This is a genomic window from Pseudomonas sp. FP215 (genome assembly GCF_030687795.1).
GTDB lineage: Bacteria > Pseudomonadota > Gammaproteobacteria > Pseudomonadales > Pseudomonadaceae > Aquipseudomonas > Aquipseudomonas salmasensis.
Genome location: NZ_CP117447.1, coordinates 2,710,868 through 2,737,850, shown reverse-complemented (window position 1 = coordinate 2,737,850; position 26,983 = coordinate 2,710,868). Strand labels below are relative to the sequence as shown.

Sequence of the window (26,983 nt, the reverse complement as noted above, 5' to 3'; positions counted from 1 at the left end):
AAAAGTCGTTCTGAGATGGCAGCTTTCGGCCAAAATCGGACGCTAAAAAAATAAATCCCCCCTCTTTTCCCTAGCCCCCTTTTCCCTGCCATTGGGACGGTCAAATCATGACTTTCCGATCTTATTGGCACTACGCATGAAATCAACAAACGCACGCAGCTTGCCTGGCATGTGTTTACGATGGGGGTAGTAAAAATGAAACGCATCGTCCATGCCGCTGTGCTGCTTCAATATCTGACGAAGCGTACCGTTTTCTAACGCTTGCTTCGCGAAGTCCTCGAAAACAAAACCAATGCCTTGGCCTTGTATTGCCGCATCAAGGACTGATCTCATTTCGTCAAAAATAAAACGCCCTTGAACATCGATTTGAACCATTTGCCCGCCCTCTTCGAACCTCCACTCAAAGAATCTTCCGCCAACTGAATACCGCTGGCGAATGCAGTTGTGCTTCAGCAGTTGCTCCAACGTCTGCGGCTCAACCCGCGTGCGGAAGTAATCCGGCGCAGCCACCACAATTCTTTTTTGTGCCGCTCCCAACTGTATCGCGACCATGTCGCTTTGCACTCTTTTCCCCATGCGTATGCCGACATCGAAACCGGCATTAACGATATCGCCAAGTTGATTATCCAGTGATACCTCGACATTAATCAGCGGGAACTCTTCCATGAAGGCGGTTAGATGCGGTTCGATCAAGATGCGGTATGCAACATACGAAGAGTTGAGGCGTACTGTGCCAGATGGTTGATCAGTCGCGAGCAAGACTTGTGACAAGGAGTCTCTAATCAAAGCCAGCGCAGGTGCTAATGCTGCGTTCAATGACGCGCCGGCCTCGGTCAGGCTGACACTGCGTGTTGTTCGATTGAATAGCCGCACGTTGAGTTGCGCTTCCACACTTTTGATCGTGCGTGATACCGCAGTTGGCGTGACACCGATTTCTGCAGCGGCGCGAGCGAAGTTCAAATGTCTGGCGGCCGCCTCGAAGGTTAAAAGACCGGGGAAATGCACCGGTGGCAAGGGAAGTGAACTCTCGATGCCCTCAGCGCGCGCAGGGCCCTGCATTATGACCTTTTTGCTCATACTGTATCCACGCCTATGACTATTTACGTCATTATCATTGCCCTCCATAGTTGATATAGCAAGGTGTTTCATCCGGCAGAACAGTTATCTTTAGGAATCACAATGACGCTCAACCGCCCATCAACGGATCTTTTCACTCCAATGACTTTAGGAGCCTTATCTCTGGCTAACCGCGTTGTCATGGCCCCGTTAACGCGCAGCCGCATGGGGCCAAAAGGCGTCCCCAACGAAATGCACGCTCTCTACTATGCACAACGTGCCAGCGCCGGTCTGATCATTAGTGAAGCGACCAATATTTCCGCGCAAGCGCGTGGGTATGCATTGACGCCAGGCATCTGGACTGAAGAGCACGTAGCAGGCTGGAAACAGGTGACAGATGCAGTGCATGCCGCTGGTGGACTTATTGTTTGCCAACTGTGGCATGTGGGGCGCTTCTCGCATGTGGACCTGCAGCCCAATGGCACGGCACCGGTAGCACCCTCGGCGATTAAAGCCGAAGGCCAGACCTTCACTGAAATGGGAATGATGGACGTCTCCATGCCGCGAGCGCTGGAAACATCCGAAATCCCAGGCATTATCGAGCAGTACCGACACGCCGCCGCATGCGCAAAACACGCCGGTTTTGATGGTGTAGAAGTGCACTCTGCCAATAGCTATTTGCTCGATCAGTTCCTGCGCGACTCTACCAATCAGCGAACCGACCAATATGGTGGTTCGATTGAGAATCGCACACGACTCACGCTGGAAGTAACCGCAGCAGTCGTCGAGATCTGGGGGCATGACCGCGTTGGCATTCGCCTCTCTCCCGTGACGCCAGATGCCGGCAACACGCCCTTGGACAGCCAGGTAATGCAAACCTATGGCCATCTGATTGAGCAACTGAATCGCTTCCAGCTCGCCTACATGCATTTTGTCGAGGGCGCCACCGCTACGTCACGCACTGTTCCCGAGAACGTAGATCTCGATGCGTTACGTAGAGGATTCAAAGGCCCATACATCGGCAATAACAATTACGACATCGAACTGGCCGTTACCCGCCGTGCTGAAGGCAAGGTCGATGCAGTCGCTTTTGGCCGCCCGTTTATTGCTAATCCGGATTTGGTTCGTCGATTAAAAGAAGGTGCAGAACTCACTGTTGCGCCACGCGAAACCTATTACGGTAACGGCGCAAAGGGTTACACCGATTGGCCTACGCTCGCTGGATAAGCCAACTGAGCAACATTCAAAAAGTGAGACCTTGGGCCCCAGCGGTGAATGCCGCTGCGGATGGTCTCAGGGATTGATCTCAATGCCAGCCAGCCAGCAGTGGCTGGTTTTTTTAACATGATTCGAATTAACAGCCAGGAGTACAAACATGAACAAACCTACTTATGTGCCGGAATATCAAGCCATCGTCGAGGTACTGAACAAATACAACGAAGGCTGCAAGCAGGCCAAAAGCAGCATCATGAAACCAGCTTTCAGTGAGCAAGCAACAATGTTTAGCGTCGATGGCGACGGTAAGCTGACCGGCGGCCCGATTCAAACATTATTCGATGGCATTGACAGCGCGTTCCGCCCGTCTCCTGAAGCTCAAGGCGTAATCGTCAAAATCGACATCGTAGGCACCGCTGCCAGCGCGCGCATCGACACCAATGACGTATCGGGCTTTTGCTTTACAGATTTCTTCAACTTGCTGAAAGTTGATGGCAAGTGGACGGTCGTCAGCAAAATTTTCCACACCCACGTCGCGCCTTGAATATCTACCGTCCTTGAGCACGCGACAGATGAGGCTTTCATCCCTATCTGTCGTGTTTTTCTTCGCAGCCGAGCGGAACTGCAACTGTACGTCCGGCACACCACCTGAAATCGGGCCATAAAGCGACTTTTCAACATAATCGGCCAGCCCCCTCCCAAAAAATTCAAACCAACACATCCTCAAACCCCATGCCACTCCACCAAAAAATCCACAAACGCCCTAACCCGCGCCGGCATCGCCCCTCCACCTACAAACACCGCATGAATCGGCTCCACATCCCCAGGATTAAATTCCTCCAGCAACACCACCAACTCCCCCCGCCTCACCTCCTCCACCACACTAAACGCCCCAATCCTCGCCACCCCCGCCCCCAGCTTCGCCAACTGCGCCAATGCTTCACCACTATTGCCCTCAATCGTCCCCGCTACTTTCAGCGAAAACTCCCGTCCCTCCACCCGAAACGGCCAATCCGGGGCCGCTCTACGGAAGTTAAAGCGCAGGCAGTTGTGCCCAAGCAGATCCTGCGGCGTCACCGGTGTGCCATGCCGTGCCAGGTACTCCGGCGAGGCGACGATCACCTGCCTGGTAGAGCCGATAAGGCGAGCAGTCAGTGGGCTGTCGGCGAGGGTGCCGAAGCGGATGGCGACGTCGGCCTGGCCGCCGAGGATGTCTACGACTTCGTCGCCGAGCATCAGGTCGACGACGATGGCGGGATAGCGGGCGCTGAAGGCGGCGACCAGGGGGACGATGGTCATGCGGCCGTGGGCCAGTGCGGCGCTGACTCGCAGGCGTCCGCGTGGGGCGCCCTGGTCGGTGATGGCGTCTTCGACTTCGGCCATGTCGGCCAGGATGCGTCGGGCGCCGCGCAGGTAGGCTTCGCCTTCGGCGGTGAAGGTGATGGCGCGGGTGGTGCGCAGCAGTAAGCGGGTGCCGATGCGCTGTTCGGTGCGGGTGATGATGCGGCTGATGGCCGATGGGGTCAGCCCCAAGGCCCTTGCTGCACCCGACAGGCTGCCGTGCTCGGCGACCATGGTGAACACTTCCATCTCTCCCGACCGCCCGCCGATGTCCATTTGTGCCTCCTGCGCAAAGCTGTAGTTCCTAACCAAGGGCTACTGCTGCAAAAGGCAGGATTGTAGCATTTGACTCACAGATGAGGAGTCACCCATGCGTATCAATCCACCCCTTGTAGCATTGTCCGTCGGTGCCTTTGGCATCGGGGTCACAGAGTTTGCCCCTATGGGCATGTTGCCCGGTATCGCCGCTGATCTTGATGTCTCCATTCCCGCTGCGGGGCTGTTGGTGAGCGCCTACGCCATGGGCGTGTTGATTGGCGCGCCGATCATGACCCTGGCGACGGCCAGGGTGCCCCGCCGCTATTTGCTGATCGGGCTGATGGCGATTTTTACCCTGGGTAATTTGCTGTCGGCGTTGGCCAGCAACTACCAGACGCTGATGATCGCCAGGCTGGTGACGTCGCTCAATCATGGGGCGTTCTTTGGGATTGGCTCGATCGTGGCCGCAAGCCTGGTGGCGCCCGAAAAACGCGCGGGGGCTGTGGCGGCGATGTTCATGGGGCTGACCCTGGCAACCATTGGCGGCGTGCCCCTGGCGACCTGGTTTGGCGAGAACTTTGGTTGGCGTACCGCGTTCTGGGGCATCAGTGGGCTTGGCGCGGTGGTGATGGCGGCGCTGTGGTGGGCCTTGCCCAATGCGCCGGCCCCTAAAGGCGGCGGGCTGATGGCGGAAATTCGTGTGCTGGGTCGCGGGCCGGTGCTGGCGGCGTTGGCGCTGACCGTGGTGGGCTCGAGTGCGATGTTCACGGTATTCACCTACATCGCGCCGATTCTGCGAGACGTCACCCACGCTTCGACCAACTTCGTCACCGGGATGCTGGTGCTGTTCGGCGTCGGGCTCACCTTGGGCAATGTGTGGGGTGGCAAGTCTGCGGACCGCTCGGTAGACCGCACCTTGATCATCTCGCTGGTGGTGTTGATTGCCGTGCTGTTGGCCTTCTCGGTGCTCATGCAATGGCCGCTGCCTGCGGCGTTGTCGATCCTGCTGTGGGGCGCTGCCAGCTTTGCCCTGGTGCCGCCGTTGCAGATGAGGGTGATGGAGGCAGCAAAGGATGCGCCTAACCTGGCTTCGGCGATGAACATCGGTGCGTTCAATTTTGGGAATGCGATTGGTGCGGCATTGGGTGGCGCGGTGATCAATGCCGGGCTGGGCTACCCGGCCATATCCCTGGCAGGCGCACTGATGGCGGGCCTGGGCTTGCTGATGGTATTGGGGCTGAGCTGGCGTTCGCGGCGGGCCGACTCACGCGCTGGCCGGGAGACGGTGCAAGCCTGAGTAGCGTGCAGGTTGTTAGTCTAGACTTCATGCACCTTCCAACCCGAGGAGCCTTGCGATGAACAACAAGAATACGATCTGCCTCTGGTACAACGGCGATGCCCTGGAGGCAGCGACCTTCTACGCCAACACCTTCCCCAACAGCGCAGTAAAGGCCGTACACCGTGCCCCTGGCGACTACCCATCCGGCAAGCAGGGTGATGAGTTGACCGTGGAATTCACCGTACTGGGTATCCCCTGCGTGGGCCTCAATGGCGGCCCCATGTTCAAGCACAGTGAGGCGTTTTCCTTTCAGGTGTCCACGGATGACCAGGAGGAAACCGACCGCTTGTGGCATGCCATCATCGACAACGGTGGGCAGGCAAGCGCTTGCGGTTGGTGCAAGGACAAGTGGGGGCTGTCGTGGCAGATCTCGCCGAGGGTGTTGGTCGATGCGGTTACCAGTAAAGATCCTGCCGTCGCCAAGCGTGCGTTTGAGGCGATGATGAAAATGACCAAAATCGACATCGCTACCATCGAAGCCGCGATTGCCGGGAACTGAACTGTGGGAGCGGGCTTGCTCGCGAAGGCGATGTATCCGCTAGCACATGTGAAAACTGACCCACCGCTTTCGCGAGCAAGCCCGCTCCCACATGAAGGCATAGGTATCTACATAACTCTGCAGCTCTCAACGGTAACCACGATGCGAAGCGAGTCGCTCTTGATCTGCTTTTGATCTTAGGCGCCCCGTCAAACCACGCTGGCCGTAATTCGACAGGGATTTGGGGGGTAAACCGGCAGGGATGCCGGTTTAGCCGCCCCGCGCCATGGATGGCGCGTGGCGGCGGCACCCCAAATCACTGGCGGATTAAGGGCACACCGAGCCTAGGCGAGGTGCCGAGTGGTGGGGCAAGAGCGTTTTGCTTACTTTTGCGCTGTTCAAAAGTGAGCCGCCGTCAGGGCGGAACCCTAAGTGGCCGTTACCGCAGGAATGGATATGTACTCGGTATAACTGTTTTGACTGTCAGGCCGCCTTCGCGAGCAAGCCCGCACAGTTGGGTCGTGGGGCGTCAGGTAAATAGGTGTCGGCTGGCAGGTCGCTATCGCAGGCAAGCCACACAGTTTGATCGCGGGGCGGCAGGTAGATAAGTGTCGGCTGTCAGGCCGTCGCGGGAGCAAGCTCCCTCGCCACAGGGTCAGCGTCGCACCAACGTTGTGTAGATACCTATGACCATCGCAGGCAAGCCAGCTCCCACATTGGATCGCGTGGCGTCAGGTAGATAGGTGTCGGCAATCCGGCAAGCCAGCTCCATCGTTGGTTTTCAGCGCAATCCTGGATTGCGCGCCCTCCCCCCATGCGGCAAAAAAAGTCATCCAACGGACGCCCGGTTGCGACACCGGCGATACCGGCCTATGTTCCAAGCCATGCTGTTTTTTTACTGTCCCTCGCCCTACGCCCATCCCGTAACCAGGAGACGACATGCCCACGCCTTCACGCCCTGCCGTACTTGAGCTAATCGGCAACACCCCGCTGGTCAAAGTCAGCCGCTTCGATACCGGCCCCTGCACGCTGTTTCTCAAACTGGAATCGCAAAACCCCGGCGGTTCCATCAAGGACCGCATCGGCCTGGCGATGATCGACGCTGCCGAACGCGACGGTCGTTTGCGCCCTGGCGGTACCATCATTGAAGCCACCGCCGGCAATACCGGCCTGGGCCTCGCGCTGGTGGGCCGGGCCAAGGGTTATCGGGTGGTGTTGGTGGTGCCCGACAAGATGTCCACGGAAAAGGTCCTGCACCTCAAGGCCATGGGCGCCGAGGTGCATATCACCCGTTCCGATGTGGGCAAGGGCCATCCCGAGTATTACCAGGACGTGGCAGCGCGCCTGGCCAAGGATATTCCAGGCTCGTTCTTCGCCGACCAGTTCAACAACCCGGCCAACCCCTTGGCCCACGAGACCAGCACCGCGCCGGAGATCTGGGCGCAGACCCAGCACGATGTGGACGCGATTGTGGTGGGCGTTGGCTCGGCCGGCACCCTCACCGGTTTGACGCGTTTCTTCAAGCGCGTGCAACCCGAGCTGGCCATGGTGCTGGCCGACCCGGTCGGTTCGGTGATGGCCGAATACAGCCGCAGCGGCACGCTGGAAACCCCCGGCTCCTGGGCGGTGGAAGGCATCGGCGAGGACTTCATTCCCTCGATCGCCGACCTGTCCAGCGTGCGCCACGCCTACTCCATCAGCGATGCCGACAGCTTCGACCACGCCCGCCAGTTGCTCAAGGCCGAAGGTATCCTCGGTGGCTCATCCACCGGCACCCTGCTAGCCGCTGCCCTGCGCTACTGCCGCGAGCAAACCGAGCCCAAGCGCGTGGTGACCTTTGTCTGCGACACCGGTACGCGCTACCTGTCCAAGGTCTACAACGACCAGTGGATGAACGACGCCGGCCTGTTGCAATACAAGCACTACGGCGACCTGCGCGACCTGATCGCCCGCCGCTTCGAAGACGGCCGGGTGATCAGCGTAAGCCCCGACGACACCCTGCTCACCGCCTTCCAGCGCATGCGCCTGGCGGACGTGTCGCAACTGCCGGTGCTGGTCGATGGCCAGACCCTGGTGGGCGTGATCGACGAGTCCGACATCCTGCTGGGCCTGCACCACGACGCCGCAGACTTTTCCATGACCGTTGCCAGCGCCATGACCAACACCCTGCACACCCTGGCCCCCAGCGCCAGCCTGGCCGAGCTTCAGGCAGAACTGGATCGCGGCCTGGTCGCCATCATTGCCGACGCCTCAGGCTTCCATGGCCTGATCACCCGCGTCGACCTGCTTAACCACCTACGGAGATCCCTTGCATGAGCCAGCCCGATAACAGCGCGTTTGCCACCCGTGTGATCCACGCCGGGCAGTCGCCCGACCCGACCACGGGCGCGCTGATGCCGCCGATCTACGCCAACTCCACCTACCTGCAAGACAGCCCCGGCGTGCACAAGGGCTTTGACTATGGCCGCTCCCATAACCCCACGCGTTTTGCCCTGGAACGCTGCGTGGCCGACCTTGAAGGCGGGAGCCAGGCGTTTGCATTTGCCTCGGGGCTGGCGGCGATCTCCACTGTGTTGGAGCTGCTGGATGCCGGCGCGCATATCGTCTCGGGCAATGACCTGTACGGCGGCACCTTCCGGCTATTCGACAAGGTGCGCCAGCGCAGTGCCGGGCACCGCTTCAGCTATGTCGACCTCAGCGACGTGTCGGCCTTTGAAGCGTCATTGCAGGACGACACGCGCATGGTCTGGGTCGAAACCCCAAGCAACCCGCTGCTGAGCCTGACCGACCTGCGCGCCGTGGCCCGCATCTGCCGTGCCCGCGGGATTATCTGCGTGGCCGACAACACCTTTGCCAGCCCTTGGATCCAGCGCCCGCTGGAGCTGGGCTTCGACATCGTGGTGCACTCCACCACCAAATACCTCAATGGGCATTCCGATGTGATCGGTGGTATCGCTGTGGTTGGCGACAACGCTGAATTGGCCGAACGCCTGGGCTTCCTGCAAAACTCCATCGGCGCCATCGCCGGGCCGTTCGATGCCTTCCTGACCCTGCGCGGGGTAAAAACCCTGGCGCTGCGCATGGAGCGCCATTGCAGCAATGCCCTCGACCTGGCCACCTGGCTGGAACAACAGCCGCAAGTGTCACGGGTTCATTACCCGGGCCTGGAATCCCACCCACAGCACGACCTGGCGAAACAGCAGATGCGCGGGTTTGGCGGGATGATTTCCGTGGATTTGAACAGCGACCTGGCCGGCGCGACACGCTTTCTGGAAAACGTGAAGATCTTCGCCCTGGCCGAGAGCCTGGGGGGCGTGGAAAGCCTGATCGAACACCCGGCGATCATGACCCATGCCAGCATTCCAGCGGCGACGCGGGCGCAATTGGGCATTGGCGATGGGCTGGTGCGGCTGTCGGTGGGGGTTGAAGATGTGGAGGATTTGCGCGCCGACCTGGCGCAGGCCTTGGCCCACATCTAACCGCCATGATCGTTCCCACGCTCTGCGTGGGAACGATCAGTGTGGGTCAGCCTTGGGTGATGTTGGCCCGCGCTGCATGCAGCTTCTTGTAGCTATCGATCAAGCGCAAATGCCGGTCCAGGCCTTCCAGCTTCATGCTGGTCGGCGTCAGCCCGTAAAAGCGCACGCTGCCGTTGACCGAACCGATCACCGCGTCCATGCGCTCATTACCGAACATGCGCCGGAAGTTGGCCTCGTAGTCAGCCAGTTCCAAGTCGTCATCCAACTCCATCTCCAGCACCGCGTTCATCGCCTGGTAAAACAGGCCGCGCTCAACGGTGTTGTCGTTGTACTGCAGGAACATCTCCACGCACTCCTTGGCCTCTTCATACTGCTGCAAGGCCAGGAAGATCAGCAGCTTGAGCTCCAGGATGGTCAGTTGGCCCCACGCCGTGTTGTCATCGAACTCGATGCCAATCAGCGTGGTGATATCGGTGTAGTCGTCCAGCTCGCTTTCTATCAGGCGCTCGACCAACGCCTGCAACTCTTCCTCGTTGAGGCGGTGCAGGTTAAGGATGTCTTCGCGGAAAAACAGCGCCTTGTTGGTGTTGTCCCAGATCAGGTCGTCCACCGGGTAGATTTCCGAGTAATCCGGCACCAGGATCCGGCAGGCGGTAGCGCCCAGGTGCTCATACACCGCCATGTACGACTCCTTGCCCATGCCTTCGAGGATGCCGAACAGCGTGGCGGCTTCCTGGGCGTTGGAGTCTTCGCCCTGGCCGGAGAAGTCCCACTCGACGAATTCATAATCAGACTGAGCACTGAAGAAGCGCCACGACACTACGCCGCTGGAATCGATAAAGTGCTCGACGAAGTTGTTCGGCTCGGTGACCGCCTGGCCTTCGAAGGTCGGCTGCGGCAGGTCGTTCAAACCTTCGAAGCTGCGGCCTTGCAGCAGCTCGGTGAGGCTGCGTTCCAGCGCCACTTCCAGGCTGGGGTGCGCGCCAAACGAAGCGAACACGCCACCGGTGCGCGGGTTCATCAAGGTCACGCACATCACAGGGAATTCACCGCCCAGGGACGCATCTTTGACCAGCACCGGAAAGCCCTGGGCTTCCAGGCCTTCGATGCCCGCAAGGATGCCGGGGTACTTGGCCAACACTTCGGCCGGTACGTCCGGCAGCGCAAATTCGCCTTCGATGATTTCGCGTTTCACCGCCCGCTCGAAAATCTCCGACAGGCACTGCACCTGGGCTTCGGCCAAGGTATTGCCGGCGCTCATGCCGTTGCTCAGGTAGAGGTTTTCGATCAGGTTGGACGGGAAATACACCACCTCACCATCGGACTGACGCACGAACGGCAGCGAGACAATGCCACGGGCCTCGTTGCCGGAGTTGGTGTCGAACAGGTGCGAACCGCGCAGCTCGCCCTCGCGGTTGTAGACTTTCAGGCAGTAGGCATCAAGGATTTCACTCGGCAGCTCATCGTTGGGGCCCGGCTGGAACCAACGCTCGTCCGGGTAATGCACGAACGGCGCGTTGGCCAGGTCCTCGCCCCAGAACTGGTCGTTGTAGAAAAAGTTGCAGTTCAGGCGCTCGATGAACTCACCCAGCGCCGACGCCAGCGCGCCTTCTTTCGTCGCGCCTTTGCCGTTGGTAAAGCACATCGGTGAATGGGCGTCGCGGATATGCAGCGACCACACGTTGGGCACGATATTGCGCCACGAGGCGATCTCGATCTTCATGCCCAGGCCCGCGAGAATCGCCGACATGTTGGCGATGGTCTGCTCCAGCGGCAGGTCCTTGCCGGCAATGTAGGTGCCCGCCTCGGACGTGGAATTGGGCATCAACAACGCCTGGGCATCGGCGTCGAGGTTGTCGACTTCCTCAATCACGAATTCCGGCCCGGCCTGCACCACCTTCTTCACGGTGCAGCGGTCGATGGAACGCAGGATGCCTTGGCGGTCCTTGTCGGAGATGTCTGCGGGCAATTCGACTTGGATCTTGAAAATCTGGTTGTAGCGGTTTTCCGGGTCGACGATGTTGTTCTGCGACAGGCGAATATTCTCGGTGGGAATATTGCGCGTCTGGCAGTACAACTTCACAAAATAAGCCGCACACAACGCCGACGAAGCCAGGAAGTAGTCGAATGGCCCCGGTGCCGAGCCATCGCCCTTGTAGCGGATGGGCTGGTCGGCAATGACCGTGAAGTCATCGAACTTGGCTTCAAGCCGAAGGTTGTCGAGAAAGTTGACCTTAATTTCCATGCGGGCACACCAGAATAACGAGCTAAACAAATTGGCCGCCATTATGAAGCGTTTCGCCGGGAAGTCTCAGGGTTTTGCGTATGGGCTGCCGATCGGTGCTAACGTCCAACCTCTCGCCTTCGCAGCTCCCCTCGTCAACGCCCGATGCACTGCCATAGTAGGAAGCGCGCGGCAGCAATTGCAGCTCAGCTCGGGCAATACGCCAATATGATCATGAGGCTGTTCGCAGCGCGACTACCGTCGTTTGACCACGGGGCAATACATGGCATAATGCCACAATCCAATTTTTCGAATAAAATTATGATTAGTAAAATTGAAGTTGATGACCGAATCATTAACCTGAACCTTGAAGAAAAGGGAATACCAAACATATTCGATATAGATTCAATCTCCTTAATTATCGGAAACAATGGCTCAGGCAAAACGACTATTTTTAAAAAAATAATCGATAAATTCTTACCCTCTTCTCGATTCGGACGATACGCTTGCGAGGTCATGCTTGATTCAAAAAAAGAATTGACATTCGGAGAGATGCGAAACAGATGGGGGGCAATCTACTATTCACCAGTACAACACGGGCGCCGCATACACGCGACCAGAAATTTTGTTGACGTGTCACCTAAGTGGGGCGAATCGATTTCAGCTTTTGATCTTCGTCCTTACACACAAATTCTTAGTGCATTTGATATATCCCCAAAAATCTATGCCAGCAGAGCCATTAACATACGAAACACATGCAAAAATCTTATTGACTTATTATTAGTCAAAGCCGCAATAGATGATGTGCCAATAAAACTCGCAGAGTTATTTCCGGCTCTCTTTAGTTATTTCGACCACCTACTGACACCCAGACAAGTCATGAGCACGGAATTCTCGTCATTTTCGATAAACGATGAACCCGCTGAAGGAGAAGTCAGCAAAAAGCGGATAATTGAAGATTCAGCAGCCATACTCTACCGTGAATTACGGCAGCATGCGAAAAGTGAAGAGTCGTTGTTTGCACTTTTCGCGGTACTTGAGCATCATCTGGCCACTCAAACGCCCGACCATGTATTTCAGCATATCGTTTTCAAAGCTATCGGCATACGGGAAATATCGTTTATCGGAGTTCGCCCAGAAAAAGCAGAACGCCTTTATAATGAAATAAAAGCGATTGATAAATTCCTAACCGCACGTGCCGCACATATAAAACTTGGCAGCAAAGCATATGCCGAGGTTGCTCTGATGCACTATGAAGACGCGTCTACATTAAAAAATTTGGGCATTGACCTTTTTTTCGATGTTGGCTTTCAAAACATGAGCTCCGGGCAATTTGCAGTCGTAGCGCAGCTAGCACTGCTTTCTGAGGCCATCACATCCTATGCAAAGAAAGGGATAGACAAGCTATTGATACTCATTGACGAAGGAGATGCTTTTTTGCATCTTGAATGGCAGCGTCGATATATAAGCCAGCTCAACTCATTATTATCGGATCTAAAAAAACAAAAACAAATCAGCTCCCTCCAGCTAATCATTGCTACCCACTCGCCATTATTGGCCACCGACATCCCTAAACAATTCATCTGTCGAATGGAGTCTTTCGGCGAAAGCGTAACACCGAGCGCATTCGCAGCGCCATTGCACACGTTGCTGAATCAATCATTCGGTGCGAGAACGATAGGGGAGTTTGCGTCCATAAAAATCAGGTGTGCGATTGATGCTATAAAGTCAGGCCAAGCATCCTCCCTGGACAAATTTACAGTTGAGAGCATCGACAACCCAATTATAAAAGCCGAGATATTTCGCATTTCCGAATGCATCAAGGACTAAAATGCTGTTATCAATTAATGCGAACTGGGCGGATGCCGAGGTCGAACATACAGGCCACTTAAAAAAAATAATTCACAACTTTCTTTACTCACAATATAGTATTTGCGGACCAAAAACACCTGCCTATTACTTCGTTCGCGAAGCGCGGAAACTAATTATTTCGCATACATTACTGGATATCTGTAACAGCATAACGATTCTTGATAATCACACCCGACGCCTCGATTCACAGAAAGAGCGACTACTCACAGAACTGCAGAAACTTTTCAACTATGAAAAATTTATCAGCAAGCGTGGAGCATGGAACGCTTATGCTCTATGTAAAAAATCAAGAACCAGAATCTGTCCTTACTGCAATCATGCCTACGCTTTTACTGTAGAATGCAAAGATGGAGCTTTTCGACCTACTCTCGACCATTTTTTCTTAAAAGATCAGTATCCTCATCTCGCACTAACGCTGTACAATCTTGTACCCAGCTGTTCGACTTGCAACTCCAGCCTGAAAGGCCAAGAAAATTTTTACCAAGTCCCTCATCTGAATCCTTTATTCGACAATGAAATTATCGCCTTTCAGCTTTTCAGCACTAAGGATCCATCAGGGCTTCTCGATGATATTTCGCTCAATCTTCAAATGGTAAAATTGGCAGCAACAGCGCCTGCCAGCTGTGTCAAATCCCAAAACTCGCTTAGAACCTTCATTATTAACGAGAGATATGAGGTTCTCTTGATGGAGGCTGTAGATTTTTTTCTAGCTAAAACTGATTACGAAGAGGCAAGGCTGAACACTCAGCTTGGGCTGCAATTTAGCGAGGCATCGCTACTTAGATTTGATCGCGCCAAACACAATAAATACTTGCTAGGCAAACTGTTTGCTGATATCTATGACACCTTTTAACAAGCGTATTATCTCTTGCTAGAAAATTCGAATATACTTATCAGGCTCAATATCTTATATAAAAAACGCGTGTAACTTTTTTCGCGAATGCGCACCGCCTGCTACAAACTTCAGTTGATGGCGTACACTTCACTACTCTTTGAGTAAAATACAATTTAAGCTAGGGCTCTGGCGGCACTTCTTTACAGCCCAACCGCAAAAAGGACTGGCCATGGAACCGATAGCGACGAACGCTGCATTGTTGATCATCGATATGCAAAAAGGTATGGCCGATACCACCCTCGGCCGCCGCAACAACCCAGACGCCGAACTGCGTATACAACAGTTGCTCAACGCTTGGCGCCTGGTCCAACGCCCGATCGTCCATGTGCGGCATATCTCCCGCTCTCCCGCTTCGGTGTTCCGGCCAGGCCAGCCCGGCTGTGAGTTCCAGGATGCGCTGCATCCCCTGGCTCACGAGCATGTGGTGGAGAAAAACGTACCGGATGCGTTCAGCGCCACAGGCCTGGAGCGCTGGCTGCACGTGCGTTCGATCCAGCAGTTGGTGATCGTCGGCGTCATCACCAACAATTCAGTGGAATCAACCGCACGCTCAGGCGGCAACCTGGGGTTCGACGTGATCGTGGCGGCGGATGCTTGTTTTACCTTCGACCAAACCGACTTGTCGGGGCGGCTGTGGGCCGCTGAAGATGTGCATGCGTTGTCGCTGAGTAACTTGGCGATGGACTATGCAAGGGTGCTGAACACCGGGGAAATCTTGGCACGCCAATAACAAGGACGGCAGATATGGTTCAGGGCAAACGCATTGTGGTCATTGGCGCCGGTATCGTGGGGGCTTCACTGGCCTACCACCTGGCCGGCAAGGGTGCGAATGTGACGGTGGTCGATGCCGGCGACGTTGCGTCCGGGGTCACGGCCACGTCATTCGCCTGGATCAACACCACCCACGACGCGCCTGACCCCATTGCCTCTCTGCGCACAGCAGCTATCCACGAATATCACCGCTTGGAACAGGAACTGCCCAGCGTGAACGTTCGTTGGACAGGCGCCCTGTGTTACGACACGAACACCCAACCGGCGATGACTTTACGGGTCACCCGCGAGCGTATTCGCGAGCTTGAACCGCAGTTGAAAAAACCGCCCGAGCACGCGCAGTTCAAAGCCCAAGAAGGCGCGTTGGACGCGGTACACACCACCCAGGCGTTAATAACGGGGGCCCAGGCCCACGGTGCCAAGCTGCTGACGCATACGCCGGTGCTGGGTTTCAAGACTCAGGGCTCAAAGGTCACCGGCATTGAAACCCGTCTAGGCACCATCAATGCTGACCTGGTGGTGCTCGCCGCCGGAACCGGCGCACCAGCGCTAACGAAGCAGCTGGGTTTTCCCTTGCCGATTGACGCCTCCCCCGCGATTTTTATCCGCTACAGCGCCCCGTCCGGCATTGTGCGCACGCTTATTTCCAACCCGGCGATGGAGGTGCGCGAAAGTGCCGAAGGTGCCTGGCTGGCAGCGGAAGACTATCTGGACGATGCCCCGCACAACCAACCGGCCGCTATTGCCATGCGCACCGCCCGCGCCATTGCAGATGAGCTCGAAGGCGTCACGTCTATCGAGCCGCAATTGGCCTGCGTCGGGCTCAGGCCCATGCCGGCAGATGGCATTCCCATCATTGGCGAGTTGCCGGGCCTGAGCGGTGTGTATGTCTGCGCGATGCATCCTGGGGTAACGCTGGCGGCCATCGTCGGGCGGCTGGCCAGTGAAGAGATCATGGATGACAGGCCTTGCCCCGCTCTGGCCGCTTGCAGGCCCCAGCGGTTCTTTCCCCGCTAGGAGCGACTAAAACACCCCGGCATCCTCCAGCATTTGCGGCAACGCCTGCGGCCATACCGTATCGCTCGTTGCGCGCAGCGCCTGTGCCGACCACCAATGATGATCCGCCATCACCTGGGTCTCCTCTACCGTCCACTCGGCCCTGGAAAGCGCGTCGCTGGATGCATGCACAACGAAGTACCGCTCAACCGCCAACACGGTTTCACCGCTAGGTAACATCAAGGGGAAACTACGCTCTGCCACGGATTCCCCGACGCTGCTGACCGTGATCCCGGTCTCTTCGCGCAACTCACGAATCGCGGCACTGTGAAAGGTCTCCCCGGCCTCAACGCCACCGCCCGGTGTGGCCCAGTAATCCTGGCCGGCCAAGGCGCCTTCTTTGTGCACGAAGCGAAACAGCAACACTTGCTGTGCAGGGTTTATGACCAGTAATCGTGCGGCTTTGCGTTCACGCATCTGATTGATTCCTTTCTATGACGGCCGAATTCATCCAGCTCAGAAACGCCCGCAGGCGTGTCGTAAATGCCTCGCCCTCGGCGCTCGGGTTGCGTGCCTCAAACAGGAAATAGGCGATTTGCACGCGCATGGTCGGGTAATGCTGAACAAACAGCCCGACGTACTCTTCCAGGGTTTGCGGCCAGGTTTGCGCATCTTCCGCTCGCAGAGTGTGGGTGGCGCGGATCAAGGCCCGCGACGCTTCCCGCTGCAAGCGATGGCGTACGTGCTCAGTGCTGGCCTGTTCGATACCTACCAGATACCCCGTGAGCGCCTGTTCAAAATCGCCGTTGACCGCCAGGGCGATGGCGCGAGACGGGCGAAACGGTTCGAAGTGCAGCGACAGGTCTTCGCCCCAGAGACAACGGCAATGATGTTTGAGCCAGAAGCCCCAACGGTTTCGGTTCTCGGGCGCCAACACCTGGGCGCGGTGACCGATATCAAAGTCGATCTTGGTGACTTGGGGATGCCGTTGCTCCAACGCGAGTCGGGCCGACTCCAATTGCTCAAGCACGGGCGCATCCGGTGGCTCGACCAGTATCAGGGAAAGGTCAAGATCAGAAATGCCGATCTCACCTTCGCCCCGTGCGATGCTGCCATACAGGTAAATCCCGTGCAGCCCCAGTTCAGGCCGGGACAAGGTAGCGCAGATGTCCGTCAGCAGGGGCTGGAACTCGGGTTGTATAGGCCCATCGGCAACGGTGAGGATATAGCCGTCGACATCAATGCCTGCAGATTTTTGGGTGTTCACGATGCGATCTTGCCGCAGAGCAGATGCAGAGTGGGCATAACGCGATTCCTCATATCGGGCCAGGAAGGATGAGTCATATAGCCGCTGTGGTAAACAGATGCAGGCATAGGTATCTACATAACTTTGTGGGCTGTAGCAGCAGACGCTAACCACGATGCGAAGCGAGCCGCTCTTGATCTGCTTTTGATCTTGATCTTAAGCGCCCCGTCAAACCACGCTGGCCGGAATTCGACAGGGATTTGGGGGGTAAACCGGCAGGGATGCCGGTTTAGCCGCCCCGCGCCATGGATGGCGCGTGGCGGCGGCCCCCCAAATCACTGGCGGATTACGGGCACACCGAGCCTAAGCGAGGTGCCGAGTGGTGGGGCAAGAGCGTTTTGCTTACTTTTGCGCTGTTCAAAAGTGAGCCGCCGTCAGGGCGGAACCCTAGGTGGCCGTTACCTAAATAACGGATATGTACACCGTCCAACTGTGTCGACTGCCAGGCCGCCTTCGCAGGCAAGCCAGCTCCCACATTTGGATTGCGGTGCGTCAGATAGATCAGCGCCAGCTGTGAGACCGTCACGGGTGCAAGCTCCCTCGCCACAGGACAAAATTGTTTAGATACCTGCATATGCAGCGGAACGCCGGATCGAAACACACCTCGAAACGCCCTCCCAGTGAACTTTCTTACAAGCGCCATGCTCCTTTTCTATGCGAAGTCAGCGCGCCCTGAGTCCAGGGTGCAGAACGATAAGGAGCCGCCACCACCATGACTACCCTCCCCACTTACCCCGTCGTCAGGCCCGGGCCGTTGCACGGGACTTTGCTCGCCGGCACCGTGCCGTTGTTTCTCGGAGCCTTGCTCAGTGATATCGCCTACGGCCAGACCTACCAGATCCAATGGGCCAATTTTGCCTCCTGGCTGATCGCAGGAGCCTTGGTGTTCTGTGGTTTTGCCCTGCTGTTTGCGCTGGTCAACCTGGTGCGTGCCGAACGCAAGGCCGGGCGCCCGGTGGCGTACTTCCTGCTGTTGCTGGGCACTTGGGTGCTTGGGTTGGTCAATGCCTTCCAGCATGCCAAGGACGCCTACGCCATGATGCCCACCGGCTTGATGCTGTCGGCGATCGTCACCGTGCTGGCGATTGTCGCCACCTGGATCGGCTTGACCAACCTGCGCTCAGGAGCTGCCCGATGAAACCACTCAACACACTGACCCTGCTCAGCGCCGCCCTGTTGCTGAGTGCCTGCGGCGGCGAAGGTGACAAGACCCAGGCGCGCGGCCCAGACCCCAAGCTGCCTGAGCAACAAAGCAGCCTGTTGCCGAGCATGAAGATTGCCGAGCCCACCCCGTGGGGCGATCAAAAGCCCAAGGTGCCCGAAGGCTACAGCGTGACCGCTATCGCCACTGACCTGGCGATCCCACGCCAGACCCTGGTGCTGCCCAACGGCGATATCCTGGTGGCCGAAGGCCGTGGCGGCAGCGCGGCCAAGCTCAAGCCCAAGGACGTGATCGCCAGTATGATCAAGGCCCAGGGCAACACCCAGGTCAAGGGCGGCAACCGCCTTACGCTGCTGCGTGACGCCGACGGTGACGGCACCTATGAACTCAAGACGGTATTCGCCGACAACCTCAACGCTCCCTACGGGCTGGCATTCGCCGACGGCAAACTGTATGTGGCCAACCAGGATGCACTGGTGCGTTTTGACTACGCCGACGGCCAGACCAAGGCCAGCGCCCCGCCGGTCAAAGTCACCGACCTGCCGGCGCAGATCAACCATCACTGGACCAAGTCATTGGCCGTGAGTGAGGACGGGCGCCAGCTGTATGTGGGCATCGGTTCCAACAGCAACATCACCGAGCGCGGCATGGAAGTGGAGATCGACCGCGCAATGGTCTGGCAGATCGACGCGGCCACCGGCGCGCACAAACCCTACGCCACGGGACTGCGCAACCCGACGGCGCTGACCCTCCAACCGCGTTCCGGGCAACTGTGGACGGTGGTCAACGAGCGCGATGAACTGGGCCCCGACCTGGTGCCGGACTACCTGACGTCGGTGCGTGAAGGTGCCTTCTACGGCTGGCCCTACAGCTACTGGGGCCAGAACGTCGACCCCCGCGCACAACCGCAAAACCCGGCCAAGGTGGCCGCGGCGATCAAGCCCGATTACAGCCTGGGTTCCCACGTGGCCGCGTTGGGCGTGGATTTCTCCATCCCCGCCCTGGGTGAAAAATTCGCTGACGGCGTGTTTGTCGGCGAGCACGGCAGTTGGAACCGTGACGACCCAGTGGGCTACAAAGTGATCTTCGTACCGTTCAGCAACGGCAAACCGGCGGGCGAGCCCATCGACTTTGCCACCGGCTTTCGCGGCGACGACGGCAAAACCCGTGGCCGCCCGGTTGGAGTGACCGTGGATCCCAAAGGCGCGCTGATCATTGCTGACGACTTGGCCAATACTGTTTGGCGAGTCACACGTAACCAATAATCGAGGAACGACGCAACGGGGTAGTGAGACTGATGTATAGGCTGTCTGATCCAACCTGCTGTTCGGCTGTCAGGCTGCCATCGGGCGCACACAAGGTCTGTGCCAGGCGCTGATTCTTTGGGCAATACATAACCAATGTGGGAGCTGGCTTGCCTGCGATTGCGGTGGTTCAGTTAAAGATTCAGTCACTGACCCACCGCCTTCGCGAGCAAGCCCGCTCCCACAAGCCCACCGTCGTATATTTGATACCTAACCGTTACCGCAACACAGCAGCAGCCCCGCTACACGCCTGCCCCGCCCGCTCGCAGATCTCCCACCCGCCACCCAGCGCCTTATAGATCCCAACCACCGCCAAACGCTGTTCCGTGCGCGCTGCGGTCAACGCGCGGCGGCTGGTGAAGTCGGCACGTTCGGCCTCAAGCACATCCAGGTACACGCCCTCGCCTTGCGCAAACCGCTCGCGCGCAAAGCTGGCGGCCTCACGATTGGCGGCCGCCTCCAGCAGCCGCAAGCCCAGGGTGTTGCCGGCCGTGCGGTTGGCCTGGAACGCATCATCGGTTTCCTGCAAGGCCCGCAACACAGTCTGGTCATAAGCGATCAAGGCCGCCTGGGTGCGCGCCTCGCTGGCGGCAATCCGCGCACGTACGCGCCCGGTGTCCAGCAGCGACCAGCGAATAACCGGCGCGATAAAGTTCGACTGCATGCCCGCATCGCCCAGGGCGCTGAGGCTTCCGGCCAGCAAACCGATGGAGCCCTGCACCTGAATGTCCGGATACAAGCCAGCGGTTTCCACGCCGATCTGCGCGGTCGCGGCCGCCAGCGTGCGTTCGGCCGCAGCAATGTCGGCGCGGCGCGCCAGCAAGCCGGCTGGGTCTCCCACCTGCAGCGTGCGCAGGTTCAAGGTTTCACGCCCAGGCCGGGCCTGCGGTGGCTTGAACCCTTGAGGCGCCTGCCCCAACAACACCGTCAACGCGTTGGTTGCCTTGGCGCGACGTCGTTCCAGGTCAGGCGCGACCGCCTCCACATTGCGCAACAAGGCTTCGGCGCGCAGCCGGTCGAATTCGGTGGCGGCGCCGACGCTGACCATCTGCCCCACCAGGCCCAGGCTGTCGCGCTGGCTCTGGCTGATATCCGCAACCACGGCCTGTTCGGCTTCGATGCCTTGCAGGTCAAACCAGGTGGCCGCAACAGTCGCCGCGACGCTCGCTTGCACGTTGCGCAATAACGCCTGACGCGACCCCGCCTCGGCCTGGGCCGCCTCCACCGAGCGACGCACGCGGCCAAACAAGTCGATTTCCCAGGCCGCATCCACCGCCGCGCGGGTGGTTTCAATGGAGCGCTGCTCGCCGAACGGGGTCTCGACCTCGCTGCGCTTGCGGTGCTCGTAGCCCAGGGCGGCGCCGCCGCTGGGCAGGAAGCCTTGGCGGCTTTCACGCAGCAGCGCCTTGGCTTCGTCCAGGCGCGCGGCGGCGATGCCAATGTCGTGGTTGGCCGCCAGTGCCTGCTGGATCAATTGGCTCAGTGCCGGCTCATCAAACACCTGCCACCACTGCACCTCCACCTCGCCCGGACCCAGCCCGGCGATGGGCGCGCCAAAGCTCGTCGCCCGCTGCGCAGCAGGCAGCACCGGCGCGGAATAGTCCGGCCCCACCGAACCGCAACCGGCCAGCAGGGTCAACGACAACACAAAAGCTGGATACGCCTGTTTCATGATGCGCTCTCCTTTAGCTGCACCTTCGGGCTCGCCCCCTGACGCTGCACGCGCAACGCCAGGCTGCGCATCACCACATAGAACACCGGCGTGAGGAACAGGCCGAACAGTGTCACGCCCAACATCCCGGCAAACACCGCCACCCCCATGGCATGGCGCATCTCGGCACCGGCGCCACTGGCAAACACCAGCGGCACCACGCCGGCGATGAACGCCAGAGACGTCATCAAAATAGGCCGCAGGCGCAATTGACACGCGTGGATCACCGCCTCCAAGGGGCTGGCGCCTTCGGCTTCGAGGCTGCGGGCAAACTCGACGATCAGGATGGCGTTCTTCGCCGCCAGGCCCACCAGCACCACCAACCCGATTTGCACGAACACGTTGTTGTCGCCGTCCACCAGCAACACGCCGAGGATTGCGCTGAGCAGGCACATGGGCACGATCAGCAACACCGCCAACGGCAGCAGCCAACTGTTGTACTGCGCGGCGAGGATCAAATACGCCAGTAACACACACAGCGGGAAAATAAACAGGGCCGATGACCCGGCGAGCTTTTGCTGGTAGGTCAGGTCCGTCCATTCATAGGTCACGCCCTCGGGCAGTACCTCCTGGGCCAGACGCTCCATGAGCGCAACCGCCTGCCCGGAACTGACCCCTGGCATCGCGCCGCCAGAGATATCCGCCGACGGATAGCCGTTGTAGTGAATCACCCGGTCAGGCCCCGAGCTCGGCGTGACCGTGACAAACGCCGACAACGGCAGCATGTCCCCAGCGGCGTTGCGCACCTGCAGACGGCCAATGGCTTCGGCCTGCATGCGGTGGTCCGCATCGGCCTGGGCCGTGACTTTGTAGGTGCGGCCAAACCGGTTGAAGTCGTTGACATACAGCGACCCCAGATAGACCTGCAGCGACTCGAACACATCCGCCAGGCGCACGCCCTGGCTCTTGACCTGGGTGCGGTCGATGTCGACATTCAGTTGCGGCGCGTTGACGTCCAGGCTGGTCATCAACCCGGCCACCTGGCCTGACTCGGTGGCTTTGGTCATCAGCATTTGGGTCTGCTGCACCAACGCCTCAAGCCCCACTCCGCCACGGTCTTCGACCTGAAGCTTGAAGCCCCCGGTCACCCCGAGCCCCGGTACCGGCGGCGGTGGGAACACGCCGAGGAAACCGTCGGGAATGCTCGCAAACTTGGCTTGCAGGCGCCCGGCAATAGCGACCGCTGTCATATCCGCCGAGGTGCGTTCTTTGAACGGATCAAGCATGACGAACATCACCGCCGCATTCGGGACGTTGACGAAGCCATTGACCGACAGCCCCGGGAACGCCACCACACTCTCGACCCCCGGCTCGTCCAGGGCGATTTTCGACATTTGCCGCACCACCGCATCGGTACGCTCCAACGAGGCCGCGTTGGGCAGTTGGGCGATGCCGACCAGGTAGTACTTGTCTTGCATCGGCACGAAGCCGGCCGGTACCGCGTTGAAGCCAAACCAGGTCAGCGCGAGCAAGCCGCCGTAGGCCAACAGCGCCACGCCGCGACGGCCGACGACCTTGCGCACGGTGTTGCCATAGGCTTGCGGCGCACGCTGGAACGGCCGGCCCAGCACCTCCAACAGCCGCGTGGCGCGACCGCGCAGGCTACGCGGGTCGGGCACCACGGCGGCATGCCGTGGCCGCAGCAACAGGCCGGCCAGCGCCGGGCTGAGGGTCAAGGAGTTGACCGCCGAGAGGATGGTGGAAATTGCGATGGTCAGCGCAAATTGCCGATAGAACTCGCCTTGCAGGCCACTGAGAAACGCAGTGGGAATGAACACGGCCGCCAGCACCGAGGTGATCGCAATGATAGGGCCAGTAACCTCGCCCATCGCTCGCCGCGCAGCCTGCATCGGCTCCTCGCCGTTCTCGATATGGCGCTCGACGTTCTCCACCACCACAATGGCATCGTCGACCACGATGCCAATCGACAGCACAAGGCCGAACAGCGACAAGGTGTTGAGGGAGAAGCCCATCAGGTGCATGACTGCGAAGGTGCCGATGATCGACACCGGCACGGCCATCAAGGGGATCAGCGACGCGCGCCAGTTGCGCAGGAACACCACCACCACGATCACCACCAGCAGGATCGCTTCCATCAGCGTGATGGCGACCGATTCCAGAGAAGCGCGCACAAACACGGTGGGGTCATAAGCAATCCGCGACACCAGTCCTTCGGGGAAGTTGGTTTGCAGGCGCTGCATGGTATCGCGCACCGACTGCGCCACATCCAGCGCGTTCGCCCCCGGGCTCTGGATGATCTGCAAGGCCACCGCCGGCTCGCCGTCCAACAGGCTGCGCAGCGCGTAGGCATCGGCGCCCATTTCGATACGGGCCACATCGCGCAAACGCGTGACTTGGCCGTTATCGCCGGTGCGGATGATGATGTCACCAAACTGTTCTTCGTCGGTCAGGCGCCCCAGGGTATTGACCGTGACTTGGAAGGCCGCAGTGGAATCCGGCGACTGGCCGACCGATCCGGCAGCCACTTGCACGTTCTGCTCGCGCACGGCAGCAATCACATCGCCGGCGGTCAAGCCACGGGCGGCGATCAGGTCCGGGTCGAGCCACAGGCGCATGCTGTATTCACCCCCGCCCCACACCAGCACATCGTTGATCCCCGGCAGGCGCGACAGCTCGTCGCGCACCTGCAGGTAGGCGTAGTTGGAGATGTACAGCGGGTCATAACGCTGGTCGGGAGACAGCAGGTGGACCACCATGAGGATGTCCGGCGAGGTCTTCTGCGTGACCACGCCCAGGCGCTGCACCTCTTCGGGCAAGCGCGGCAAAGCTCGCGACACACGGTTCTGCACCTGGATCTGGGCCATGTCCGCATTGGTGCCCTGGGCAAAGGTCGCGGTCAGGATCATGCGGCCATCGGTGGCCGACTGCGAGGTCATGTAAAGCATGCCCTCGACCCCGGTGATCACCTGTTCCAGCGGCGCTGCCACTGTCTCGGCAATTACCTGCGGGTTGGCCCCTGGATACGACGCAGTCACTTGCACCGTGGGCGGCGTGACGGCCGGGTATTCGCTCAACGGCAAATGGAAGAAGGCCACGATGCCGCCGATCATCATCAACACCGACAGGACGATGGCGAAGATCGGTCGGTCAATGAAAAAGCGTGGGAAGCTCATTGCACGCCCCCCACCGCCAGCGGCGCCTCAAGCGGCTTACCCTCGATGCTGGCAGCCAGTGGTGTTACCTGCATGCCGGGGCGCACCAGGCCTTTGACGACAATGCGCTCGCCCGGTTGCAGGCCCTGTTCGACGACCCGCAGGCCGTCAACCACCGGGCCCAGTTCGACTGGGCGGTATTCGGTCTTGTCACCCTCACCCACTACCAGCACATAACGGCGGCCCTGGTCGGTGCCGATGGAATGGTCGGCAATCAACACCCGGGGTTGCGCCGCGCCGGTGTCCAGCTTGACCTTGGCAAACAGCCCAGGCGTCAAGCGCCCATCCGGGTTCGCCACCACCGCACGTACGCGCACGGTGCCGGTCTTGCGATCGGCCGAGTTGGCCAGAAAGTCCACGCGCCCTGCCCGTGCATAGGTCGTATCGTTGAGCATCGCCACCATGACCTTGGCAGCGTTTTCGCCCTTGGACCCGGCATGCTGCCGCGTCGCTGCCAACGAATGCAGGTAGGTGCGTTCGTCCACGTCGAAGTACACATGCAAGGGGTCGATGGAGACAATTGTGGTCAGGGGTGTTTCCCCACGTGTGACATAGTTGCCTTCCGTCACCAATGCGCGGTCGATGCGCCCGCTGATAGGCGCGGTGACGCGGGTGTAACTCAGGTCCAGTTGCGCCGTATCCAGCGCAGCCCTGGCCGCCTCAACCTGGGCCCTGCCGGCATTCAACGAGGCAATGGCGGTATCCAGGCGATCACGTGCCACCACCTTCTTGGCGTACAACTGCTCGGCGCGGCCATGCTCGGCCTGGGCCAGTGATGCATTGGCCTCTGCCTCGCGCAAACGCGCCTTGGCGGCGTTCACTGCCGCCTGGAACATGCGCGGATCGATCACAAACAACGGGCTGCCCTTGGCCACGAACTGGCCTTCGGGCACGCTGACACTTTGCAGATAGCCACTGACTCGCGGGCGCAATTGAACCTGGTCGATGGCGGTCAACGAACCGGTGTACTCCACAAACGGCGTCACCGCCCGCGCCACCACCTGGGCCACCGGCACGCCGGGTGGTTGGGCGGCTGCAGCTGGCGGCGCCTTGTCCGAGCATCCGCCCAGCGTTAACGCTACGGCCAACGCCCCGGCAATCAGGCTTACTGGTTTGGTGTACATCGTTCACCCTCCTTGGAATTTTCAAGACAAATCGACACGTGGGGTTTTTATCCGGCTTGCCATACTGGGAAGGTCAAGCGCTATAAAACCGGGGGTGTGTTTTGTCTGAGAAATACTTGGAGGTGAATCAAATGGCGGCCAGCGAGGCTTGGTGGCGCTCGGGGTTACCTGTCGAACGCGGTTGAAGGTGGGAGCTGGCTTGTCGGGTCGCCGCATCGCTGCGAAGGGATCAACCTGGTTTGGCTGATAGACCGAGGTGTCTGCATCGCAGGCAAGCCAGCTCCCACATTTGGATTGAGCGGTGTCAGCCAGGTATCTGTGGGCTCAGGTCCAGGCGACTATCAACAAGCCTGCGCCCAACACCAGGCACAACGGCGAGTAAAAATACGTATCCAGGCGAGCAAACTTCGACCCGCCGACCTTCTTGAAAAACCCCACCAGCTCCGAATCCCCTATAGCTCGGGCAAACATCAGCACGGCAATCGCACTGATGCCCCACTGCAACGCCCCATGGGACACCGGCGAGAAATACAGCCCGGCGCGCAGGCACACCAGCAAGGCAATCGCCACCAGCCCCATCGCCACCAGGAAGGTGCCCAGCGCCGACGGTTTGAACGCCGGCCGGGGCCCGCTGGCAAACTCTCCGGGCAGTTGCGGGATAGCGGCCAGGCTACCGAGCTTGCCACCCGCAGCCCAATACAGATGCACCATGCTGATGAAGGTAAAGACCCCGACGATCCATCGCGCAATCACAAAGCTCATGGCCGGCGCTCCCTAAAAATGTGCGAATGAGGATAGTCGCCCTGAGATTTTTTGCAGGCATTTCGTCGGTCGCTGATGATAAAGTGCCGCCCCATGAAACTCGCCCGTGCCGACCGCTCGCTCATTGCCTGGATGCTCTACTGCTGCGTCCTGTTCAATGTGTTCGCCTGCAGCATTGGGCATGGGCAGATGGTGGGGATGCAGCTCAACGGCATCAGCGGCCAGTTCTGCACGGTCGACCCACGCACCCAGGCGCCGCTGCCCAGCAACTCGACGGACGAGAACCTGCCCACGCTGTCGAAGGCGTTTGGTTGCCCGCTGTGTTCTACCGGCGGCATGGGCCCGGCGCTCAACTCCCACCTGAATGTGGCGGTGCTGCCACAACCCCACGCGCCGCCTGCTGCGGTGGTGCTTGCCGCTGACATTCCTGCCCGCTTCAGCTGGCCTGCGGCTAATCCGCGCGCGCCACCTGCCTTCGCCTGATCCCTGCGCTTTCTGATCTGCATTGCCCCGTTGC

22 protein-coding genes are annotated in these 26,983 nt (G+C 59.2%); 13 read left to right on the top strand and 9 right to left on the bottom strand.

The window, feature by feature from the left end; all coding sequences use genetic code 11:
* Positions 1-105: 105 nt before the first annotated feature.
* Positions 106-1,077, bottom strand: coding sequence for a LysR family transcriptional regulator (locus tag PSH76_RS12535; protein ID WP_044270783.1), 972 nt, complete (start codon positions 1,075-1,077; stop codon positions 106-108).
* A 102-nt stretch (positions 1,078-1,179) separates the two neighbouring features.
* On the opposite strand from PSH76_RS12535, the gene PSH76_RS12530 reads away from it, so the two are divergent.
* Positions 1,180-2,283, top strand: coding sequence for an alkene reductase (locus PSH76_RS12530; protein ID WP_305494195.1), 1,104 nt, complete (start codon positions 1,180-1,182; stop codon positions 2,281-2,283).
* Between the two features lie 148 nt (positions 2,284-2,431).
* Positions 2,432-2,815, top strand: a complete 384-nt coding sequence (locus PSH76_RS12525; RefSeq protein ID WP_057711794.1) for a nuclear transport factor 2 family protein — start codon at positions 2,432-2,434, stop codon at positions 2,813-2,815.
* Between the two features lie 179 nt (positions 2,816-2,994).
* Here PSH76_RS12525 and PSH76_RS12520 read toward each other — a convergent pair whose 3' ends face one another.
* Complete coding sequence (locus PSH76_RS12520; RefSeq protein ID WP_305494457.1) at positions 2,995-3,888, bottom strand: LysR family transcriptional regulator; 894 nt, start codon at positions 3,886-3,888, stop codon at positions 2,995-2,997.
* A 94-nt stretch (positions 3,889-3,982) separates the two neighbouring features.
* Here PSH76_RS12520 and PSH76_RS12515 point away from each other — a divergent pair, with 94 nt between their 5' ends.
* The 4 genes from PSH76_RS12515 (at position 3,983) to PSH76_RS12500 (ending at position 9,166) form a co-directional block, all read left to right on the top strand.
* Positions 3,983-5,167: an MFS transporter gene (locus PSH76_RS12515; RefSeq protein ID WP_305494194.1), complete on the top strand. Its 1,185-nt coding sequence runs from the start codon at positions 3,983-3,985 to the stop codon at positions 5,165-5,167.
* Between the two features lie 58 nt (positions 5,168-5,225).
* Positions 5,226-5,708: a VOC family protein gene (locus tag PSH76_RS12510; protein ID WP_098951312.1), complete on the top strand. Its 483-nt coding sequence runs from the start codon at positions 5,226-5,228 to the stop codon at positions 5,706-5,708.
* Positions 5,709-6,626: 918 nt separating this feature from the next.
* The gene (locus PSH76_RS12505) at positions 6,627-8,003 is read left to right on the top strand and encodes a cystathionine beta-synthase (RefSeq protein ID WP_278917632.1); all 1,377 of its coding nucleotides are present in this window, start codon (positions 6,627-6,629) and stop codon (positions 8,001-8,003) included.
* Positions 8,000-9,166 (top strand): cystathionine gamma-synthase, encoded by a 1,167-nt coding sequence (locus PSH76_RS12500; protein WP_305494193.1) that lies wholly within the window; start codon positions 8,000-8,002, stop codon positions 9,164-9,166. The genes PSH76_RS12505 and PSH76_RS12500 overlap by 4 nt, the downstream gene beginning before the upstream one ends.
* Before the next feature lie 46 nt (positions 9,167-9,212).
* Here the strand turns inward: PSH76_RS12500 and PSH76_RS12495 are convergent, their stop codons facing one another.
* The gene (locus PSH76_RS12495) at positions 9,213-11,411 is read right to left on the bottom strand and encodes an OsmC domain/YcaO domain-containing protein (protein ID WP_305494192.1); all 2,199 of its coding nucleotides are present in this window, start codon (positions 11,409-11,411) and stop codon (positions 9,213-9,215) included.
* Positions 11,412-11,711: 300 nt separating this feature from the next.
* Between PSH76_RS12495 and PSH76_RS12490 the strand changes: the two genes are divergently transcribed.
* The 4 genes from PSH76_RS12490 (at position 11,712) to PSH76_RS12475 (ending at position 15,945) form a co-directional block, all read left to right on the top strand.
* A complete protein-coding gene (locus PSH76_RS12490) occupies positions 11,712-13,220 on the top strand; it encodes an AAA family ATPase (RefSeq protein WP_305494191.1) in 1,509 nt (502 codons plus the stop codon).
* A 1-nt stretch (position 13,221) separates the two neighbouring features.
* Positions 13,222-14,115, top strand: coding sequence for a hypothetical protein (locus PSH76_RS12485; protein WP_305494190.1), 894 nt, complete (start codon positions 13,222-13,224; stop codon positions 14,113-14,115).
* Positions 14,116-14,326: 211 nt separating this feature from the next.
* Positions 14,327-14,887 (top strand): cysteine hydrolase family protein, encoded by a 561-nt coding sequence (locus tag PSH76_RS12480; protein WP_305494189.1) that lies wholly within the window; start codon positions 14,327-14,329, stop codon positions 14,885-14,887.
* Positions 14,888-14,901: 14 nt separating this feature from the next.
* Positions 14,902-15,945, top strand: a complete 1,044-nt coding sequence (locus tag PSH76_RS12475) for an FAD-binding oxidoreductase (RefSeq protein ID WP_305494188.1) — start codon at positions 14,902-14,904, stop codon at positions 15,943-15,945.
* Positions 15,946-15,951: 6 nt separating this feature from the next.
* On the opposite strand, the gene PSH76_RS12470 is transcribed toward PSH76_RS12475, so the two are convergent.
* Both PSH76_RS12470 and PSH76_RS12465 read right to left on the bottom strand, forming a co-directional pair.
* A complete protein-coding gene (locus tag PSH76_RS12470) occupies positions 15,952-16,401 on the bottom strand; it encodes an NUDIX hydrolase (RefSeq protein WP_305494187.1) in 450 nt (149 codons plus the stop codon).
* Complete coding sequence (locus tag PSH76_RS12465) at positions 16,394-17,191, bottom strand: nucleotidyltransferase domain-containing protein (protein WP_305494186.1); 798 nt, start codon at positions 17,189-17,191, stop codon at positions 16,394-16,396. The genes PSH76_RS12470 and PSH76_RS12465 overlap by 8 nt, the downstream gene beginning before the upstream one ends.
* Before the next feature lie 751 nt (positions 17,192-17,942).
* Between PSH76_RS12465 and PSH76_RS12460 the strand changes: the two genes are divergently transcribed.
* Positions 17,943-18,368 carry a DUF2231 domain-containing protein gene (locus tag PSH76_RS12460; RefSeq protein WP_138761462.1) on the top strand — a complete coding sequence of 142 codons (426 nt, stop codon included), beginning with the start codon at positions 17,943-17,945 and terminating at the stop codon, positions 18,366-18,368.
* A complete protein-coding gene (locus PSH76_RS12455) occupies positions 18,365-19,657 on the top strand; it encodes a sorbosone dehydrogenase family protein (protein WP_138761463.1) in 1,293 nt (430 codons plus the stop codon). The genes PSH76_RS12460 and PSH76_RS12455 overlap by 4 nt, the downstream gene beginning before the upstream one ends.
* Positions 19,658-19,913: 256 nt before the next feature.
* Here the strand turns inward: PSH76_RS12455 and PSH76_RS12450 are convergent, their stop codons facing one another.
* The 4 genes from PSH76_RS12450 to PSH76_RS12435 form a co-directional block, all read right to left on the bottom strand.
* A complete protein-coding gene (locus PSH76_RS12450) occupies positions 19,914-21,368 on the bottom strand; it encodes an efflux transporter outer membrane subunit (protein WP_305494185.1) in 1,455 nt (484 codons plus the stop codon).
* Positions 21,365-24,541, bottom strand: coding sequence for an efflux RND transporter permease subunit (locus PSH76_RS12445; RefSeq protein ID WP_305494184.1), 3,177 nt, complete (start codon positions 24,539-24,541; stop codon positions 21,365-21,367). Before PSH76_RS12445 ends, PSH76_RS12450 begins: the two co-directional genes overlap by 4 nt.
* Complete coding sequence (locus PSH76_RS12440; protein WP_032897019.1) at positions 24,538-25,704, bottom strand: efflux RND transporter periplasmic adaptor subunit; 1,167 nt, start codon at positions 25,702-25,704, stop codon at positions 24,538-24,540. Before PSH76_RS12440 ends, PSH76_RS12445 begins: the two co-directional genes overlap by 4 nt.
* Positions 25,705-26,028: 324 nt before the next feature.
* A complete protein-coding gene (locus PSH76_RS12435; protein WP_032897018.1) occupies positions 26,029-26,466 on the bottom strand; it encodes a DUF3995 domain-containing protein in 438 nt (145 codons plus the stop codon).
* Between the two features lie 93 nt (positions 26,467-26,559).
* Between PSH76_RS12435 and PSH76_RS12430 the strand changes: the two genes are divergently transcribed.
* A complete protein-coding gene (locus PSH76_RS12430) occupies positions 26,560-26,949 on the top strand; it encodes a DUF2946 domain-containing protein (RefSeq protein WP_138761467.1) in 390 nt (129 codons plus the stop codon).
* Positions 26,950-26,983 lie beyond the last annotated feature (34 nt).